The 15,250-nt window shown below is 69.3% G+C and carries 18 protein-coding genes; all 18 read right to left on the bottom strand.

Annotated elements, in window-relative coordinates; translation table 11 throughout:
* Position 1 precedes the first annotated feature (1 nt).
* A complete protein-coding gene (locus CLV72_RS29970) occupies positions 2 to 1,888 on the bottom strand; it encodes a hypothetical protein (protein ID WP_106253366.1) in 1,887 nt (628 codons plus the stop codon).
* Between the two features lie 8 nt (positions 1,889 to 1,896).
* Positions 1,897 to 2,907 (bottom strand): hypothetical protein, encoded by a 1,011-nt coding sequence (locus CLV72_RS29965; RefSeq protein WP_106253364.1) that lies wholly within the window; start codon positions 2,905 to 2,907, stop codon positions 1,897 to 1,899.
* Between the two features lie 9 nt (positions 2,908 to 2,916).
* Complete coding sequence (locus CLV72_RS29960; protein WP_106253361.1) at positions 2,917 to 3,795, bottom strand: hypothetical protein; 879 nt, start codon at positions 3,793 to 3,795, stop codon at positions 2,917 to 2,919.
* A gap of 11 nt (positions 3,796 to 3,806) precedes the next feature.
* A complete protein-coding gene (locus tag CLV72_RS29955; protein WP_106253358.1) occupies positions 3,807 to 7,250 on the bottom strand; it encodes an NlpC/P60 family protein in 3,444 nt (1,147 codons plus the stop codon).
* 17 nt (positions 7,251 to 7,267) lie between these two features.
* A complete protein-coding gene (locus tag CLV72_RS29950; RefSeq protein WP_106253356.1) occupies positions 7,268 to 7,639 on the bottom strand; it encodes a hypothetical protein in 372 nt (123 codons plus the stop codon).
* Positions 7,640 to 7,728: 89 nt separating this feature from the next.
* The gene (locus tag CLV72_RS29945) at positions 7,729 to 8,079 is read right to left on the bottom strand and encodes a hypothetical protein (RefSeq protein ID WP_106253353.1); all 351 of its coding nucleotides are present in this window, start codon (positions 8,077 to 8,079) and stop codon (positions 7,729 to 7,731) included.
* Between the two features lie 80 nt (positions 8,080 to 8,159).
* Positions 8,160 to 8,981, bottom strand: a complete 822-nt coding sequence (locus CLV72_RS29940; protein WP_106253350.1) for a phage tail tube protein — start codon at positions 8,979 to 8,981, stop codon at positions 8,160 to 8,162.
* Between the two features lie 74 nt (positions 8,982 to 9,055).
* On the bottom strand, positions 9,056 to 9,442 hold the full coding sequence (locus tag CLV72_RS29935) for a hypothetical protein (RefSeq protein ID WP_146159629.1): 387 nt from the start codon (positions 9,440 to 9,442) through the stop codon (positions 9,056 to 9,058).
* A gap of 46 nt (positions 9,443 to 9,488) precedes the next feature.
* Positions 9,489 to 9,731, bottom strand: a complete 243-nt coding sequence (locus CLV72_RS29930; protein WP_146159628.1) for a hypothetical protein — start codon at positions 9,729 to 9,731, stop codon at positions 9,489 to 9,491.
* 41 nt (positions 9,732 to 9,772) lie between these two features.
* Complete coding sequence (locus tag CLV72_RS29925) at positions 9,773 to 10,006, bottom strand: hypothetical protein (protein WP_106253343.1); 234 nt, start codon at positions 10,004 to 10,006, stop codon at positions 9,773 to 9,775.
* 9 nt (positions 10,007 to 10,015) lie between these two features.
* A complete protein-coding gene (locus tag CLV72_RS29920) occupies positions 10,016 to 10,393 on the bottom strand; it encodes an HK97 gp10 family phage protein (protein ID WP_106253341.1) in 378 nt (125 codons plus the stop codon).
* A gap of 4 nt (positions 10,394 to 10,397) precedes the next feature.
* Positions 10,398 to 10,766 (bottom strand): hypothetical protein, encoded by a 369-nt coding sequence (locus CLV72_RS29915; RefSeq protein WP_106253339.1) that lies wholly within the window; start codon positions 10,764 to 10,766, stop codon positions 10,398 to 10,400.
* Between the two features lie 13 nt (positions 10,767 to 10,779).
* Positions 10,780 to 11,208: a head-tail connector protein gene (locus CLV72_RS29910; protein WP_106253337.1), complete on the bottom strand. Its 429-nt coding sequence runs from the start codon at positions 11,206 to 11,208 to the stop codon at positions 10,780 to 10,782.
* A gap of 12 nt (positions 11,209 to 11,220) precedes the next feature.
* Positions 11,221 to 11,535, bottom strand: a complete 315-nt coding sequence (locus CLV72_RS29905) for a hypothetical protein (RefSeq protein ID WP_106253335.1) — start codon at positions 11,533 to 11,535, stop codon at positions 11,221 to 11,223.
* 2 nt (positions 11,536 to 11,537) lie between these two features.
* Positions 11,538 to 11,903 (bottom strand): hypothetical protein, encoded by a 366-nt coding sequence (locus tag CLV72_RS29900; protein ID WP_106253333.1) that lies wholly within the window; start codon positions 11,901 to 11,903, stop codon positions 11,538 to 11,540.
* Positions 11,904 to 11,912: 9 nt separating this feature from the next.
* Complete coding sequence (locus CLV72_RS29895; RefSeq protein ID WP_106253331.1) at positions 11,913 to 12,848, bottom strand: P22 phage major capsid protein family protein; 936 nt, start codon at positions 12,846 to 12,848, stop codon at positions 11,913 to 11,915.
* A gap of 24 nt (positions 12,849 to 12,872) precedes the next feature.
* The gene (locus CLV72_RS29890; protein WP_106253329.1) at positions 12,873 to 13,625 is read right to left on the bottom strand and encodes a hypothetical protein; all 753 of its coding nucleotides are present in this window, start codon (positions 13,623 to 13,625) and stop codon (positions 12,873 to 12,875) included.
* A gap of 80 nt (positions 13,626 to 13,705) precedes the next feature.
* Positions 13,706 to 15,226 carry a phage portal protein gene (locus tag CLV72_RS29885; RefSeq protein ID WP_170141171.1) on the bottom strand — a complete coding sequence of 507 codons (1,521 nt, stop codon included), beginning with the start codon at positions 15,224 to 15,226 and terminating at the stop codon, positions 13,706 to 13,708.
* Between the last annotated feature and the right edge of the window lie 24 nt (positions 15,227 to 15,250).

Raw genomic sequence — 15,250 nt, 5'->3', positions numbered from 1 at the left:
GTCACCCCCGTGAGCCGCTGTAGTTGAAGGAGTCGCTGCGTGCGCAGGTGATGCGGATGTCACCCGACTCCGGTGTGATGGTCATCTGGGTGATCCGCACCCACAGCGTCACCGGCAGCCACCCGTAACTGGCCTGCACAAGTACGTCGTCGCCCACCGCGAAGCTGCCGATACTCGCGTTGGGGTGGTCGCGGACCGTGAAGGCGCGGACATCGACCAAGTTGTGGACCCGCAGAAGCTCCGCCTTCGCCTCGGCCCTGAGCGCCGCTTTCGAGCCGACCTCGGGGTGGTCCACGACCTGCACCCGCCGCAGCCGGCCGTCCCGCTGCGAGTAGGTCTGCCGGAGCTGCTTGGTGCCCTCACCGGAGCCGTAGGCGCGGACCTCGTTCGCGTAGCCGTCGCCGTCGCGGCGGACGGCGACCACGGCGGTGATGTTCTCGCCCTCCACGAAGCGGAGGTTCTGGCGGCGGGTGCCGAGTCGCGGGTAGCCGAAGCGGATGCCCAGCCGCACGTCGGACTTCGCCGAGTCGGCCCATTCGGCGGTTTCCAGGAAGTCGAACGGCGTCTGCTTCGACAGCTGGTCGATGCGTTGGCCGATGTCGATGTTGTCGTACCACGGCAGTTGGTACCGCCAGAACAGGGTGCGGCCCTGCGCCGCCTGAGGCCGCTGGTCGGCGCTGGTCCACACCCGGTCGATCGGGATCGGCGGGTCCTGGACCTCTTTGGGGTCCGGTTCGGGTTCGGCCTCGGTGGGGAGGCGCCGCGCGTTGTGCCACTCCCCCAGCCGATACGGCGTGGTGGTGCCGTCCAGGACGACGCCGAGATCCCCGTCCGGCTGGCCCTGGAGGTGCGCCCACAACCCCCGGACCACGTCGAGCGGGTCCACGCCGTGCCCCGTGGTGCCGTTGACGGAGCCGCCCCATGTGGTGGTCGCGGTGAGCTGCATGTCCTGCGGGTACGCCGCGATACCGGAGCACTCCAGGCCCCAGTCCGACCCGACGAAGTCTGAGTTCACGAGGATGCCAGCCGCCCTGACTTGGCCGTCCTTCTCGACCACGATCAGGGTGGACCACTCGTCGAGCACCGGGGCGCCGTCGGCGCCCTTCAGCGTGGCGTATTCGGGGTTGATCGTCGCGGTGATGCCGCTGGGGCCGCTCATCGTGTAGGTGAGCTGCACATCCGACAGGGGCAGATCCCGGTCAATCCACGTCCGACCCAGGATCCGCATGGCGTGGTACTGCCATCCCCCGGACGGCGCCACCGGGATCAGCGTGCTCGGGGTCTGCGCGGGGCCGATCAGGGCCGCGAGGTCCCGGACGATCAGGTCGTCCCCATAGCGGAGGCTGTGGGTGGACACGAAGGTGTGGCCCCACCAGAATGCGCTGATGGTCGTCGCGGGTCCCGCCCATGCCGCCTCGGCGAGCAGCGTGGTCGTGTCCCCAGCGAAGGCGTACAGCCGCCGCGTCCCGGAGGTGTCCAGCAGGATCTCGATCCGCACTGGCACCCCGGTCGGAATCACCCCATCCGCTGAGGTGGCCTGCACCGACCCGGACGCCTGAATCTGCAACGCGCCCGCAGCCGACACCTGCACATTCGCAGCCGAGGTCGCCCCGGACACCACCAGCGACCCCAACCTGGTGTCCCCGGTCAGCGCCGTCAGCTCCACGTACCAGCGCGCCGCCACCTGGGCGACCGCCGGATGCTCCCACACGATGTAGGAAGCGTCCGCCGCTGGCCACTCCACCCGCGGCGGCCGCACCCCCGACGCGACGACCTGGGGGGCGGTTCCGCCGATGCTGGTCGGCGCTGAGTCACCCGCACCGATGGAAGAGGTCGTGAAGGTCTGCGGCGTGAGGCCGTTGCCGGACCAGCGGACGAGGACAGTCACGCGACCCCCTACGCCAGATCCAGGACAGGCACCTCGTTGAACGTGATCTCGACGCTGCCGACGGCGTACTGATCGAACGCGAGCCGTCCGTTGAACCCCGAGGTGCCCCGCACCTGCATCGCCAGCGCCGCATCGACACCACGCAGGTAGGAGGGGATCGACACGGTGTCAGCCCAACTGATCGTGGTCCTGTATCCGTTCGTCGGGCTGGTCTGGTTGACGTTGTAGGCGGTCGGGGTCGTCACCAGCTCGTCGGACCCGTTGTAGAACCGGATCCGGACCTGGCCGCGGGCGTCGTTGTTGCCGCCCGTCCCGCCCGTGGCCTCCAGGAGGGTCTGCGCCCAGGTGGCGCGGATCTGCGCCTGCGTCGCCCACGCCGGGATCGGCACACGGGCTCCCGCGAGGTTCCACGGGTTGTTCGGCCAGTTCTCATACGCGTCGGTCACATCACCCGCGTAGTCGATCGGGTCCATCCCCCGCTGGATCCGCACGACCTGGGTGCTGCGGGGGTCCATCATCTGCCGCAGGTCAACGATCATGTCCTGGGTGATGGTGCCGGTGGAGGCAGGGATATCGAGCCGCGCCAGCGGGATCGCCGAAATCGTCTCCCCGGCCGGGATTCCGGTCTCCCCAGGGTCGACGTCCTCGATCACCCGGGCGTACACGAGGGTGTCAGATGCGTTGTGGGTCCACGGCGACCCCGCGAACGTCGGGTCCTCCACTCTTGCGATGATCAGATCCGAGCGGCCCGACCCCGAACCCGTCGGGGTGATCGGCACCTCGATGTCACCCGTGTTGTAGGAGTAGTAGGAGCCCTGCCACTGGATCTCCCGCCCCAGCACCGTGGTAGCGCCGCTGCCCACCCGCACCGAGGTGCCAGGCACCGCAAGCTCCCGCACCGCCAGGTCTCCGATGTCCACGACGCCCTCACCGGAGCGGGTCGCCGACCCGTGCATGAGCCGCATCAGCGGCCCGGCGATCGTGGAGCCGTCGACCGCCCACACGCCCTGAAACGCCACGAAGACCTCCTAGGGAACGCTGTAAGCGGAGCGGACGGTGATCGTGCAACTGGATGTGCCAGTGAGGTCCTGGCCGCGGAACTGCACCACCGTGGACCCCGGCGGGAGTTCCAGTTCGGCGAGCCGCGCCCCCCGCGCGTAGCCGGCCAGGGACGCGCCGTCCTGCCGGGTGATGCTGCGGACCCACGGGCGCGGATCGATCGTCACCACGTGGTCGAACGCCAGCGTCGTCACCAACTGGATCGACGAGCCACCAACGAAGGTGATCGACGGGTTGACGATCGGCCCCTGGATCGTGATCACCGGCCACGTCGGCAGATCGCCAGCGTTGCGGAGCTGATCCGAGTCGCTGTCCTGGATCGGAGCCAACTGCACCGGAGGAGTGAACGGGATCGACAGGCCGCCGCTCATGTCCGGGACCAGCGACAACACCACCGACGACGCCACATCGTCGTAGAAGGCATAGTCCGAGCACTGGAAGTCCGCGACCAGATCAACCAGACCGTCCGCGATCAGCGCCACACTCGCCGGCTCCAACCGGCGAGGCCGGCCGTACACCACCCGATCCGCGCCGCCCGGGGTGCGCAGCCGCAGCGGCACAACATCCCGCGGAGTGCGCCGCGCCGACCGCGCATCCCAGCGGGACGCCATCGCCGACCACTGGGCGCGCGCCTCCGCCTCGTCCGCGCAGTCCGTCCACAGGTCCCAGGTGAGCAGCATCCCGCCCACCCGGTCGTAGCCGAACACGACGCCGTCCCCGACCGGGTTGGCAACATCCCCGGCCGTGGTGGCCGGTTTCCCGCCCGGATCGAAGGCGTCGACCTGCATCGGCGTGAAATCGCCGAACACGAAACCGTCGAGTTCGAACTGCCGAGGCTCCAGGGGCATCTGCCACCCCCTCAGTCGGCGACCGCGTAGCGGCCGCCGTGGCGGACCTTCCGGATCGCGTGGGTGATTTCCTCTGCGATCTCGCGCGCCCCCGCGCTGGAGTCGTGGACGTCGATGTCGAGCGTCCCCACCAGCGGCGCATCACCGTGCCGCCCACCGCCCATGGCCGAGTAGGCGGCGCTCGCACGCATCAGCTCACGGGTCTGCTCGTTGGAGTAGACCTCCGCGGCCGACGTGAACCGGACCAGTTCGGGGCCTTCCTCGCCGACGAGCGCCATCTCGCCCGCTGAGGCTCGCCCCCCGATCGCCATCCCCCGCATCGGCCGGCGGATCGCCAGCGGGTTGGGATACATGGACCGGTATCCGGCCACCTCCCCGGTGCGGAACGTGTGGAACAGCCGGCCGCCGCCCGCGTACATGGCCACGTGGCCCCGGTTCGGGAACACCAGGTCTCCCGGCTGCTGCGCCCCAACCGGGACCGGCATGCCGGACTCGATCTGGGAGTAGGTGACACGGGGAAGCTGGACCCACGGCCACCACGCGTACTGCATCAGCGACGAGCAGTCGAAACCGCGGATGTTCGCTCCGCGGCCGAACCCGAAACTCGGACCCCCCGGGCCGCCGCCACCCCAGGAGTAGGGCACGCCCTGCTGGGAGACCGCCCGAGCCAGCGCACCGAGGCCGCCCTCGGACATGTAGCGGCGGATCTGCTGTGCGGTGGCGTGCGCGATATGCCCGAGCGCCCCGGCGATGAGTCGCTGGTATTGGAGGCGGACGTCCACCCGATGGTCGTTGAGTTCATCGACGGCCTGCAGGTCCAAGGCGTCGCGTTCGATTGGACCGCCCCGGGCTCGGCGGATCGGCTGGCCGAACTGCCCTGACCGGATCGCTGCGCGGAGGGCGTAAACGCCCTGATGGCCGCCCGCCGCCTCAACCTCGGCGGCGGTGAGCATGTGTTCACCCTGCGACGCCAGGACCGGCACCGAGTCCGATGTGGTGGTGCCAGGCCCGAAGATGGGGCCGCCCTCGGCGCGGCGGACCGCGTCCCCGAAGACGGGATTGTTCGCCCACGGGTCATAGCCGTCGGAGCTGGGGCCGAGGGTCCACACGCCGCGGGCGTTGACCCGGATCGCGGTCTCCACCTCGCTGGGAATCCCGAGGTATTCGTCCGCGAGGTCGTTCGCCGCATCCTCGGTATAGCCCATCTCCTGGGCGACCCGGATGAACGCCTCCCGCTGCCGCCGGCTGGTGGCGATCAGGTCCTCAGCGGAGGAGTCCTGCTCCCGCATCGCGTTGATGTGGCCCGTCGCGGCCTGCGCCAGCTGCAGCAGGGACGCCCTGTTTGCCTGCCCGGCGGCGGTGTTGAGGTCGGTGGACGCGCCGTTGGCGTCGATCGCCTCCGTGGCCCCGGTCAGAGCCTGGTGCCACGCCAACTCCGACTGGGCGACTGTCAGGTTGGTCTGGGTGAGCAGGTCCAGTGCCGTCCGCAACGACTGCGCCGAACCGGTCCCCATCTGCAATGCGGTGTTCAGACCGCCCTGGCTGAGGGCCAGCCCGGTGATGCTCGTACCTGTGGTGTCGGCCTGCAGGCCAAGCGCCGCAGACGCGGCCTGCTCGTCCTGGTAGCGCTGTACCGCCTCAGCGATCGTGGCGTTCTGCCCCTCGATCGCCGCAGTCAGGTTGTGCGCGGCCAACTGGCGTTCAGCTGCGCCATCCCGCGACCGGCCGTGCTGCTGCAGGTACGCGGCATCAGCGGCGATACCGTCCTGGATCGCCTGGTTGACCTCGCGTTGCGCAGCGGTGTTCCCCAGCAGAGCGTCGGTGACCAGGTCGAGTTCGAGGCCGAGACGGGCGCTTTCGGCGACGAGCCCTTCTGCGGCGATCGTCGCGGCGATCACTTCGCGGGAGTGCGTGCCAATAGCGCCGTTGTCCTGCCGGATCGCCTCAACGAACCGGTCCACTTCGGCCGTCGCGGCAGCCTTGGTGCTGATGAACAGACCGAGCGCGGCGACGGCTCCGGTGATGGCGAGCCCCCAGGGGCCGCCGAGGGCTCCGACGACCCCGGACACAGCGCCCCGGAACCGGCCCACACCGCCCGCAGCGCTGCTCGCCTGCATGCTGGCCTGCCCAAGGCCGCTGGCGAAGTCCCGTACTCGCCCCGGCAGCTCGCGCAGCGGCTGGATCAGCCCAGAGTTGACGCGGCCGAGGAGGCCGAGGGCGACGCGGGCGGTTCCGACCGCAACGGCGAACTGGATGAGCCAGGGCGCCTGCTCGGCGACCGCGCTGATGGAGGAGGCGAGCAGCCCGAGCCCTTGGGCGTAGACGGTGCCGAGGGGAGCGACCGCTACACCGATGTCGACCGCTGCCCCGGCGAGGTCCCCGAGGGTGCCGACGAAGACGGGTCCGTTGTCGATGGTCCACTGGATGAACTCGGTGAAGTTCGACGAGTCCTGTCCCCAGCGGGCGAAGGTCGCCGACATGCCCTCAAGACCCGGTCCGACCACATTCCACAGGGGTTCGAAGTTCGTGACCAGCCCCGCGACGCCGGTACCGAGGTTCCCCAGGCTCCGGCCGAAGATCAGCGTGCTCGGGTATGCCTGCCGCTGCACGAAGGCGAAGAACCGCTGCCACTCCGGGGTTCCGAGGGCGGCCCGCGCCTCAACACCGAGGGTCGCGACCGCCCCGGCGGTGGAATTCGCGACCGGCTCCAGCAGATCAAGGCCCTCGGTGGCGACATCCACACTCCGGGACGCAGCGACCAGCACCGCGCCGTCCGTGCGGGCCCGGAACCCCTGCCATGCGGCCGTCATCCGGTCTGTGGCAGCCGTGAACTGGGCCTGCTGCCCCGTCAACTGGCCGCCGGTCGCAGCGGCCTCACGGGCGTTGGCGATTGCGGGGATCAGGGCGAGCGCGAACGCGCCTACACCCGCAGCCGCCGCCGCGCCACCCGACGCGACAGCACCCAGGCCGCCGGCCAGCGCCCCCACAGCAGGGATGGCCGGCGGGACGAGAGTCGCGACAGCGGCCTGCTGCGCGGGTGAGGAGTCGGTGAACGGCTGCTGGTACTGCGACCCACGGCTGCCCGACGGCGCCGTCTGGGTTCTGGGGGTTCGGGGTGGGGTGACCGTGGGGAGGGTCGGCGCCGCCCCGGTGGTGGTCATATGGATGCGGATCCGGCGCCCGTCCAGCCGGGATACGATCCGGTCCACCGCCCGCAGCGACGCGACCGCCCCGACGGTTTCGGCCCGCACCTGGATGCGGGGACGCACCGCGTTCAAGCCCTCGGCGCGGCGCCGCAGCCCGGCGAGGGCCTGCGACGCCTGCCGGGTGTTGGCGTGCACGGGCACGTCGACCCGCAGCGCCCGCACCTCACGCTGGAGGTCACGCCGGAGCTGCGGCCCGAACCTGCGCAGGTCAGGAAAGACATCGACGTGCACGCTGCCAGCGGAGGGCATCTACCCTCCCCTGGGTATCAGGCGGTTTTCACGCGGGACGGCCGGCGCCGCTCCGAGGACGGCGGGGGCGGCGCCCCGATGGGTGGCGCTTTGCCGGGTGAGAACCGATCCAAGTACGCCATGTGCTTCGGGTTCACCTTCGGCTTCACGGCGCGCTGCTTCTTGCCGCCCCTCACGCTCACCCCAGGGACGGGGTACGCCTTGAACGGACGGGGCTTCCCCTTCAGCCTCAGCCCCACATGAAGGACCTGCTCCAGCATCTGAAGTCGGTTACTGATCAGCGCCAGTTGATAGTTGGCTTCGTCGAACGGCCGCTGGGTGTCCTCGCCGAGCAGGGCCGCACGGAGCCTAGGCATCCGCGCCATGTCCTTGACCACGAGCAGATGCATTCGCCGCAGCGAGATCTTCCGGCGGTGGAAGTCAAGGATGTCGTGGCCTCGGTCAAGTAGATCCAGTTCGATCTCTTCGGGGTGCTCCTCTAGGAGTCGGAGGAGCTGTCGTCTTCCCCCAGGGTCACGCCGACCCGATCCATGTACCAGCGGATGATGCGGCTGATGTTCGGGGAGGTGCAGTCCAGTAGAGCGTCGAGCTGGCTCGGGTCAGTGAGGGCTGAGCGGGCCCACGTTTCGATGTTGCCGCGCCAGAAAGCCAGTTCGGCCCGATAGGACCACTCGTCCATCGGCTTGATCGCGAACACCGTGTCGCCGACTTTGAACGCCTGCGGTTCCTGCCGGGCTTCGAGTTCCTGCGCCCGCAGGACCGGCAGCCCAGATACGTCGATCACGTTGCCATCGTCCACGATCGACGTGGTGGTCCTCTTGGCGGTCATGCGTGACTCCTTCGCGGGTGTGCGGGTTGGAAGGCTGCTGATGGGCGACCCGCACGCGCCCACCAGCAGCCAGTCATGAGTTAGGGGCTGGTGACCGTCATGGGCAGCGCCCCCGACACACCCCGGTAGGTGGCAGTGATCGTCACCGCCCCCGCCGACACACCCGTCACCTCACCCGTGTCGTCGACCGTCGCGATAGCGGGGTCGGAGGTGTCCCAGTCCGCGTCCGCTGACACATCGGCATCTGCGTCGTCGTTGAAATACGCGGCGGTCGCGGTGAGCTGGGTGGTGGCCGCCACAGCAACGGTGGCGGTACCGGTGACCGTGAGGGTGTCCACGGGCAGCCACATGCCGTTGGACAGGAAGAACCGCTGGAACATCGTGCGGTCCGACAGTTCGTAGGCGGTCCAGGTGAAGTTGTAGCCGATGACCTCCTCAGCGGAGTTCACCATCTCGCCGCGGGCCGTCACCTCGGCCCGGGGCACGATCGTGCGGAGGTGGTTGGTGCCGTCGAAGGAGTCGATGGCGAGCATGTACAGGCTCTGCCCCGTCGGCCGGCGCACCGTGTAGGACACGACCCCGTCCACATCGGCACTGAAGTCGGCGAAGCCGACGTTGTCGTAGAGCGCCCGAGTGTAGGCGTTCGTTTCCCACGCGGTCATGGTGAACGTCTTGGTCACACCAGTGATGTCGGTACGCACCGGGGACTTGTAGCCCCACGGGCGCCGCTCGGTCCGGTCCTCCTCGTAGGCTTCGTTGACGCCTTCTTCGGAGATCAGTCCGAGGTCTCGCCACGCAGACGAGAACGGGTCCATCCCTGTGGGGACCGCGGATCCGAGGTTCGCGATGTAGCATTTGCCGCCGTCGACTGCTACCCGTAGGGCGTCCGGGTTGTCAGCCATGATCAACTCCTTTGCGCCCACGTCCGGGCATGAAAAAACCCCGCGCGGAGGCGGGGTGAGACAGACGGTTCAGGTCAGGTCTGCGGTATCGACCGCAGATACAGCTCGCAGGTGAACCCAGCCACCCGCAGGTTGGTGTTCTCGTCGGCGCGTTCCTCGGGGCCGGTCTGCCGGCGCACCGTGGACACCGTCACCCCAGCGATAGTGCGGCCGGGCATCGCGCGAATATGGGCGCCAGCGAGGGTCGCGAGGGTGATCGCGTCGGGGCGACCAGTAGCGACTCGGGCACTGATGTCCATTCGAGCTACGTCCAGGGCGTACCGGTTGGCCATGGGGGGTGAGGGGAGCCGCTCCACCTGCACCAGCGGGAGCAACGCGGCCATCTCGTCGGGGCCCGGCAGTTCCGAGCAGACGTGCGCGACAGCGTCGCCGAGGACGTCACGCAGGTAGGTGATGGCCACCAGCTCAGCGTCCCCGAACATCACCCACGGAGCCACAACGCCCCCTCTAGCTGGCTGCTCGGGCGCCGGGCGCCTTCGACGCGAGATAGGCGCGGGCCGCCGCCTTCCGGTCCTCATCGACCCGCCGAGCCACCGAGTCAACGAGGTCCACTCGCTCCGCGAACACGGTGATGGTCACCGAGGGCCGCTCATCGGCGGACACGTGCAGGAACACAGCGCTCTGGTCGATCGCGTGCGGGAACTCCGCACCGTTGAAGAACACCCTCACTTCGGGGCCGGCGCGCTCCACCCGGATCGCCTGGGCGGGCTCCCCTGGTTTACTGTCCCGCCTCATATGGTGGGCTCCGGGTCGGCCTTGCGGGTCCGCGCGGCCGACTTCGGCTTCTCCGCGCCCTCAGACTCAGCGGTGGGCGCCTTCTCGGGCTTAGGGGTGGGGACGACCTGCGCGACGCTGTCGCTGGTGAGACGCCGCGCCTCAGCGCTAGACACATACACCACGTCCCCAGGCTGGCGTTTCGTCCCGTCGCTGCCCCTGTGGGGGAACGACACCTCGATGTGCGGCATGAATGGCTCCTATGCGTGTGTGAGGCCGTAGGCGGCGTTCAGGGCCCGCGCCATGACGTGCTGCCCCCGGGTGCCGGGGTGGTGGACCACCGCGACAGGGTGGTCGGCGCCCGCCCAGTACAGGGCGCGGCGGAATCGGGGCCGAATCGTGTGGGGGCGGGTGTCTTCTTCCACGAAGATCGCGTGGTCGGCTTCGGCGATGATCCGCCGCGCACCGCCGCCCAGATCCTCCACCCGGATCGATGCCCGGTACTCGCCCGTGCGGACCGGGGCGTCGCTGCGGGCTGTGGTCGCGACCCGCTGCGCCCGCCGGTCCATGTCCCGCTCGACCTGCGGGAGGCTGCCGAACCGGTTGATCGCCGCCTGGTCGATACGCACCCGCGCCACAAGGTCACCCCCGCACTCGGGTGCCGACGAGCATCATGTGGGCCGCGCCCCCGAACGGGTCCGCCATTTCACGCGGTTCACCAGCGATCTTGTACAGGGTGTCATCCACCTGGAAGCCGTCCGTGGACAGGATGGTGGGGCCGGGGTCTACCCACGCCCATACGCTGTCCTCGACCATCTCCCGCCCGTTGGTGGTGTCTTCGCGGGTGCCCAGCCCGGTGAGGCGGGCATTGAACTGGACACACCCCCGCACCGGGCCACCAACTGGTTCGGCGTTCGCCCAGTCCCGTGTGTCAGCGGACCGGTTACCGTGGGCGTCAGCGACGATCGGGGCGCGCACGAACTGGATCGTGTGGGTGTAGAACGGCAGCACCCCGCACCCCCGGTCAGTACGTGATCGGTGTGACTGGCAGCAGGCCAGCGAGCCGCAGGATCGTGACCGCCTCCGGCGCGTCGGGCACCCGGTCTGCGGCCGCCGCCCCGCTCCCAGTCGAGCCGCTACTGCTGCGGCCCCCGTAGGTGTAGGACACCTGCCCGACGGTCACCGCCGTCGGACGGCGCCGCGCCCCGGTGGAGTCGCCACCGCTCGCCACCCACGCAGCGGTGAACTCCGCCTGGGCGCAGGTGGCGTCTCGCAGCGCCTCGACAATCGGGGCAGCGGTCGGCATCCCGGCAGTGTCCGTGTCGTAGCAGGCGCCGATCAGCAGCTCATCGACTCGACCCGACGCCTGCCGCAGCAGTCGTGCGGCGTTGGCAGGCGCCGGGTCCGGGGCGAGCCACGCGGTGAACTCTTCGACGGTGGCGTAGACGCGCATACGCCACCGCCTCTACTTCTCAGGGTCGGCGTTGACCTGGGCGGTCCGCTCGATCAGCTGGGCCTTGGTCGTGTCCTTGTCGCGGGCCTCGGCCTCAGGCATCCCGGTGGTGATCGCGTACTCGACCCAGGCGTCCTTGGGGTCGCCCGTGCTCGGCCGCTTCGGACCAGAGTCCTGGGCGGTGTCCCGGCTGGGCTCTTCCTGCTTGGCGGCGCGCTTCGGTTCCGCCGATCCGGTCCGCTCCCAGTTCGACAGGCGGTCCAGGCGGGCGTTGGCCTGAGGGAACTCCACCACCTGGTTGGTGTTGCGGTTCGTGTACCGGTACATGGTCAGCTCACCACACCGTAGTTGATCTCGTCGGCGTCAACCGCGATGTCCACCTGGATGATCACCGTGGTGGCGTCCCCCGAGGCGACCTCCAGCGACAGCGCGTCCCCCGCCTCCATGCGACCCGCGTCGCCGGACGGCGTGCCGGTGGAGTAGGTGCCCGCGCCGGTGCCGCACGTGAGGTTCGAGGCGAGCACGTCGGTGCTACCGATCTGGGCGTTGACGGCAGCGGCCGCACCTCCGGACCGGTGGCCGTGCAGCGCGACCACCCGGCAGTCCGCCGGCGCCCGCCACACCAGATGGGCGGCAGAGGCGACCGGGGACCCGGTGAGGCGGAGTTCCTTGGTGATGATCTGTCGGTAAGCCATCTCCGCCTCCTAGGCGACGTCGGCGCCCTTGATGAGGACGGCCCGGTTCGGGTCGAGGGTCTTGGTGCCGTACAGGCAGTCGATGGACACGACGTCCTGCTTGAGGTTGGTGTCGTAGTCGTAGACCACCCGCAGCCCGAACCCGCGGTAGTTCGCGATCGCCGCGTTCTGCGCGCCCCGCGGCAGCGCCAGCGGGCGGAACGCGAGGGCGAACGCGGTCTCGTGGAACGCCACCCCCACCTCAGTGGTGGAGTTGCCCGTGGTCTGTTCGGGGATGGTGATGTTCTGCGTCATGTACGGGTCGAACCCGAACACCCGCCGACCCAGGTTGGCCTCACGCAGGCCCTCGGTGTCGCCCCGCGCGTCGGCCCGGTTGAACAGGTCGTCGCCGAGCCACTTGGACTGGGTGTCCGGGCCGACGGCGATCCGCCGCTGCGAGGTCGGCAGGTTGCGCTGGTTGAGCACCCGCTGGGCGTCGATCGCGACCCGCGGGTTGTCCCATGCCCACTCGTTCGTGCCCGGCAGCCCGGTCACGGTGGAGCCGACGACGCCGACCTCCTGCACGATGTCGTTGCGCAGCGCCAGCAGGTCACGGTCGATCTTCTGGGCGATGGCTTCCATCGCGGGGTTCAGCAGCTGCTCGCTGAAGTCCGTGATGTTGAGCGTAAGGTCTTCGCTGGTCACAGCGAAGGACACGTCCGCGAAGTGGTTCAGGGTCATCGGGATGCCGGTTTCTTCGGCGTTCTGGATGTGGATGCCCTGGGAGCGGTCGAACTCTTCGGCGACGAACGTCGCGGGTCGACGGATGTTGATGGTCGCGCCGCGGCCCTGCTGGAACTCGTTCTCGTAGTCCCGGTGCACCAGGGCGGCCATGACGGTGGTTTCGTAGAGGTTCGCCAGCGCCGCGCGGGCGATGACGGAGGGGGTGAGGAAGGTGTTCGCCACAGGAATCTCCTGGTGGGGATGCGCCTACCGCTTCCTGCGCGCTGCGCGGAAGTCGTCGACGCTCATGGACTCGGCATCGGGGCTCTCGCCGGGCCCGCCGGCAAACTCGCCTCCACTCGGCGCCGGGGCCGCCGCCTGGGCGGCCTTCAGCTTCGGGTTCTTCTCCACCGCCGCCTTGATGGCAGCGGCAAGCTTCTTGGTGTCGCTGGGGTCGATGCCCTTGATGCTTCGCATGAAGGACATCGAGTCGGTCAGCGCCTTGCTGTCAGCGGATAGGTCTCCGGCGACGTCTCGGATCGCTTCCTTGACCTCGAAGTCGCGGATCTTGTCGTCCTTCTCCTGGACGAGTCGCGCGAGTTCGGCCGGGTCGACAGGCTTTGGTTCTTCGGTCTTGTCGTCCACCAAGCCAAGGGCCTTGCCGAGGGACTGGGCGAGTTCCTTACGGACCTGCTCAGCGGCTTCCTTCGCGGCGGCTTCCTTGGCGTTGACCCGGGAGGACGCGTTTTCCTTGCGCAGGTCCTCGATCATCTTCCGAGCGGCGGGCGGGAAGTCGTCGATGCTGGTCGGCTCCGCCTTGGGCTTCGCGGGGTCGGTGTCGGGCTTGGGTTCGTTGGCGCGGCCGCTGACCTGCACACCGTCCGTCGGCGGCTTCGGCTTCGGCGCGGGCTTCTCGGCCGGCTCCGGGGATTCGGTGGTCGGCTGGGTGTCGGCGGGTTCGGGAGCCGGGTCGGTGGTCGGCTCGACTGCTTCGGTCGTCTCGGTGGTGGTCTCGGTCACGGGTGGTCCTCTCTGCGGCGCGCCGGGCGCCGGACATGAGAAAGGCCCGACTCCCGGCCGGGCCTTGGTGTGCGGGTGGGTCAGACGACGGCCGCCGGGGCGTCGTCCACGTCCTCGGGCTCCTCAACCGGCTGGGAGGATGCCTGTGCTGCGGCGCCGGCCAACGCGGACCAGCCGCCGTCGGCCTCGCCGTCGATGAGGTCGACCTCTTCGGTGACCTGCTCTTCGTCCCACTGCGGATGCAGCATGGTGACCTTGGTGCGGGTGGACACCGCACGCGCCTGGTCGAGGAGTTGGATGGTGCGGGCCTGGTTTTCGGGGTCGATCGCGACACCGTCAGGCCACTCGATCTCCGGCACCATCGGCGTCACACCCTCGGGCCGGAACTGTGCGACGTCGATCTCCAACGAGGTTGTCAACAGCCGCCGCAACACCGGGTCCCAGTAGCCGATCTTCCGGTCACGGGTCGTGTACGAGCGGCGTTCCCGGGTCTTCACCTCGGTCGCGGTGACCGCGGCGGCGTCTTGGGCCTCACCGAAGGACTGCACCGAGTAGCCGGCCCCCCGCAGAGCTTGGGCGGCGAGGGCACGAGCGGACTCCAGGTGCTCAGCCACCCGAATCTGGAACTGGACCTGCTCCATGGTGAACCCGTCGTTCTCAGGAATGACCTGACCCAGCGGCGTGAACAGTTCCTGGTCGAGGTCGAAGAACGCCGCCTTCCCAGGGCCTAGCGAGTTCAGGTACTCCTGCGGGATGACGAGCCGCCCCTTACCGAGGCGGACGTCACGCATCAGCGACGTCCATACCTCGTCGAGGGCGTCCATCACCGGCTCGATCCCGGCGTAGTCGCTGCGGCCGAGCGGGCTGCCGCGCATGAGCCGGTTCGGCCGCATGTTCGGCACATACTCGGCTGCGAGGCCCCGCGCCCCGGTGGTGATGCCGCTCTGGTCGTCCACCAGCGCGGCGAACGGCTCCGTCTCCGGACGATCCTGGAGGGCGCGCACCATGCCGAGCTGGTCGGAGGTGCCGTAGTACAGGCCGTGGTACACCCGACCCGGCTCGTGCCGCTCCAGGTGCCGCCACACCCGGCCGTCCTCGCGGGCCAGATCACGCCAGAACGTCACCGCAACCAGTCGCCCAGATCGGAACTCCGGTGCCGCGCAGTCCGGGGGGATCGCGTCCCACAGCACATGATCCGCGACGGCGGGGTCCCAGGTGATCCGGAGGTAGGCGCCGCCGAGGGCCGAACAGGTCTCCGCACCCTCCAGCAGGGTCGGATACAGACCGTCTCCGATGATGGTCTCCAGGCGTTCCTGGGTTACCCGGTTGACGGTCGGGTCGGGGACGTGGATCGACAGCTGCTCACCGAACAGCAGATCCGCCGAGGTGGACGCGATGTCCCCGGCGAGCGGGATGTGGAGCTTCGTGTCCGACTGCTGCCCCTTGGGGGTTGGGGCAGCCCAGAAGAAGCGGAACACCCGGTTCAGCAGCCCGAAGCCGCCGTCATCCCGCCCGGCGCCAGCGGGTCCGCCAAGGCCGTTCGTCGCCTCGTACACCTCACGCAGCTTCGCCGGATCACCCGAGAACCAGGCGTTCCACACCCGGTAGTGCCTCTCCGCAGCCCT

This window comes from Allonocardiopsis opalescens (assembly GCF_003002095.1).
Classification (GTDB): Bacteria; Actinomycetota; Actinomycetes; order Streptosporangiales; family Streptosporangiaceae; genus Allonocardiopsis; species Allonocardiopsis opalescens.
This window is presented reverse-complemented; position numbering and strand designations above follow the sequence as displayed.